Origin of the sequence: Silvanigrella sp., assembly GCF_044369315.1 — a bacterium.
GTDB lineage: Bacteria > Bdellovibrionota_B > Oligoflexia > Silvanigrellales > Silvanigrellaceae > Silvanigrella.
In genome coordinates this window covers 1-3,027 of sequence record NZ_JBIPMD010000322.1, presented here as the reverse complement: position 1 = coordinate 3,027, position 3,027 = coordinate 1, and the positions used below count along the sequence as shown (strand labels likewise).

The following is a 3,027-nucleotide window of genomic DNA, read 5'->3' as shown; positions in this document are numbered from 1 at the left end:
AGAAACCTAGAAACCCAAATCAGTAAAAAGGGAGACTCCCCCCTGGAGAACCATTAAAGTATGGGATTAAGGGTCCAAACAAATATAAGCTCGATCAATGCTCAAAGGAACTTATCCGTGTCTACTTTATTACTAGCAAAGCACACCGAACGGGTTTCAAGCGGGTACAGAATTAATAAAGCTGCAGATGATGCAGCTGGTTTAGCTATTTCTGAAAAACTCCGCTCTCAAGTTAGAGGTTTAGTTCAAGCAAGAAGAAATACTTCTGATGGAATTAGTTTAATTCAGACAGCAGAAGGCGGACTTCAAGAAATATCAAATATGTTAATAAGATTAAAAGAACTTACCGTTCAAGCTGCAAGTGATACCATTGGCGATCTGGAACGTGGACATATTCAAAAAGAATTTGTTGCTTTAAAAGATGAAATCGATCGTATTGCAACTTCTACAGAATTTAATGGCACTAGATTGCTTACCGGCGTTGCAGAAATACCAGCTGTTTTAAAGGAAAATAGCAACCCTCCTCCTCTCGAAATTCAAGTGGGAGCTTCCTACTACGAAGAGGTGGATGATTTATATAAAGTTCGAAACCCTACTCATATCATTCGAATTAATTTAGATAAAATTAATGCTCTTACGGGTGGAGAAGGTTCTCTAGAAATAGGAAACGTAACAGACGAAGAAGGCACAAGAGTAGATAAAAAAGAATTTGCCCAAAAAAGCATGTTAAGAATTGATAATGCTATTAACAAAGTAAATGAATATAGAGCTATTTTAGGGGCAGTACAAAATAGAATGGAACATACCGTTGCAAATACAAGTATTACCATTGAAAATTTAGAGACTGCAAAATCAAGAATAAAAGATGCGGACTATGCCGAAGAAAGCTCTCATGTCGTTCAACAAGGAATTCTACAAAAAGCTGGTATTTCGGTACTTTCTCAAGCGAATCAGATTCCAGAAATGGCTCTAAAGCTTTTAGGTTGATCCTAAAAGATTATTTGGTTAAGACAAGTCCACAGAACCATTTTCTGATTCTGATTTATTGAAGGCTTTGTCTAAATATGCAAACTAAAAATCTAAGTACTACCAAAATATTCATACAAGATGTAACTCTTCTTGATTGTGCTATACTTTATCCAAGTTTAGGACCAAAAGGGAGAAGCTGGTATGTTGATGTTATTTGGGAAGGAAATAAAGATCAAAATGGAGTTTTATTTGATTTTAGTTTAGCTAAAAAATCTGCAAAAAGCACAATAGATCATGAATTTGATCATAAATTATTAGTAAAACCAAGTTCTATTCGTTTTCAATCAAATTCACAAATTATTATAATTGGCAACTGTAAAGAGAATGATAATAATTCTATTTTTGCAATTAATACTTATAATAATTCAGTAAAAAAAGTTTCTAGAGAAACCTTAATTGCTTTAGATAACAATGATGTTACTTTACTTGAAAAAGAAATAGCTCAATCTATATTAAGAAATTCTCCTGAAAATGTAATTAGTGTGACTGTAACTTTAAGAGAGCATGAAAATCATTCAAAATCAAATTACTTTAGCTATACACATAGTCTTTGCCATCATTACGGAAATTGCCAAAGATTTCATGGACACAGTAATATTTTAGAAGTATTTAAAAATGGTAAATTAGATTTAGAAAAAAGCGCTAATGCTGCAAAAAAATTAAATAACTCTTATATTATATCAAGAAACTATGTTATTTTTGAGTGGAATACCAAACTTATTAATGAATTGATAGAACATTGCCCCGAAATTGAAGAGGCTAAAGCGAGTTTAATTGCAGCACAATATAAAGGAACTCAAGGAGAAGTTGCCGTAATTATGCCTAAAGAAAATGTATTTACTTTAGAACAAGAAAGTACTGTGGAAAATCTTGCTGAATTTGTGAGAAAATTATTTTCCTTAAATGAAACCGATCTTGAAATTAGAGCTTATGAAGGTTTATCAAAAGGTTCTATTTGCAATTAAATATTTTAAATTTTTAAAGGAATAATATGAGCACTAGTTTTCTAATTAATGAAATTTACCCATGCCTGCAAGGCGAAGGAATTAATGTTGGAAAACCATCTCTTCTAGTTCGTTTTCAAATTTGTAATTTACGTTGTGTATGGTGTGACACTCCATACACTCATACTTTTAAAAGCGATCCTTTAAAAAAAACAGAGCCAAATGGAAAACAAAAATATAATAGACAAACATTAGAGTCTCTTGTTCAAAATATTCAATCCCAAAATATAAAACATCTTATTCTATCGGGTGGTGAACCCACACTTCATAATTTAGGTTTATTAATGCGGACATTAGGTTATTCTTTTTCAGCTGAAGTAGAAAGTAACGGAACTAGAATACCTCATCTCCAAATACCAAATTTTTTAGAAGATGATTATAAATTAATGCAATGGAATATTTCTCCAAAATTTTCAAATGCAGGTGAAAAAATAGAGCCTGAAGCTCTTAAACATTGGTCAAATCTTGCAAAAACACATCATTCTATTTTTTTTAAATTTGTTGTTCGAAAATCAGAAGTAACAAAAGATATAAATGAAATTTTGAGTCTTTTAAAAGATTACAATATTTCAAATGATCGTGTATTTTTAATGGCTGAAGGAATAACCGTTGAATCTCAGCTAGCAAATATTTGGCTCCATGATGAGTGTTTAAAATATGGATTTAGATACACCCCCCGACTACATATTTTATTATTTGGAAATAAAAGAGGCGTTTAAAAAAAATAATGATAAAATAAAATATCTGATTGCTTTAAAAACAGGATTTATAAAGTGATTAAAAATATTATTATTTTATCTTTTTTGTTAATACAAATAAAAAGCTATGCTATTTCTAAAAAAATTACTTTAAGAATTTGCGCTAATGATTGATCCTCCCCTAAGAAAGTAGACACCCAGATCCGAAAAAAACTTATAGGAAAGAGGTGTTGAAATGGTGTTAACCAAAAGAAGGTATACAAGCGAATTCAAGCAAGGGGCGATTGAGCTTACAA

The 3,027-nt window shown here is 31.2% G+C and carries 3 protein-coding genes; all 3 read left to right on the top strand.

Annotated features, from left to right (window positions below; translation table 11 throughout):
* Positions 1-60 precede the first annotated feature (60 nt).
* The 3 genes from ACIQ56_RS16230 to ACIQ56_RS16220 all read left to right on the top strand — a co-directional run bounded on the left by ACIQ56_RS16230 (position 61) and on the right by ACIQ56_RS16220 (position 2,752).
* Positions 61-987 carry a flagellin gene (locus ACIQ56_RS16230; RefSeq protein ID WP_397602081.1) on the top strand — a complete coding sequence of 309 codons (927 nt, stop codon included), beginning with the start codon at positions 61-63 and terminating at the stop codon, positions 985-987.
* A gap of 77 nt (positions 988-1,064) precedes the next feature.
* Positions 1,065-1,994, top strand: coding sequence for a 6-carboxytetrahydropterin synthase (locus ACIQ56_RS16225; protein WP_397602080.1), 930 nt, complete (start codon positions 1,065-1,067; stop codon positions 1,992-1,994).
* Between the two features lie 26 nt (positions 1,995-2,020).
* Positions 2,021-2,752, top strand: coding sequence for a 7-carboxy-7-deazaguanine synthase QueE (locus ACIQ56_RS16220; protein ID WP_397602079.1), 732 nt, complete (start codon positions 2,021-2,023; stop codon positions 2,750-2,752).
* The last annotated feature ends 275 nt before the right edge of the window (positions 2,753-3,027 follow it).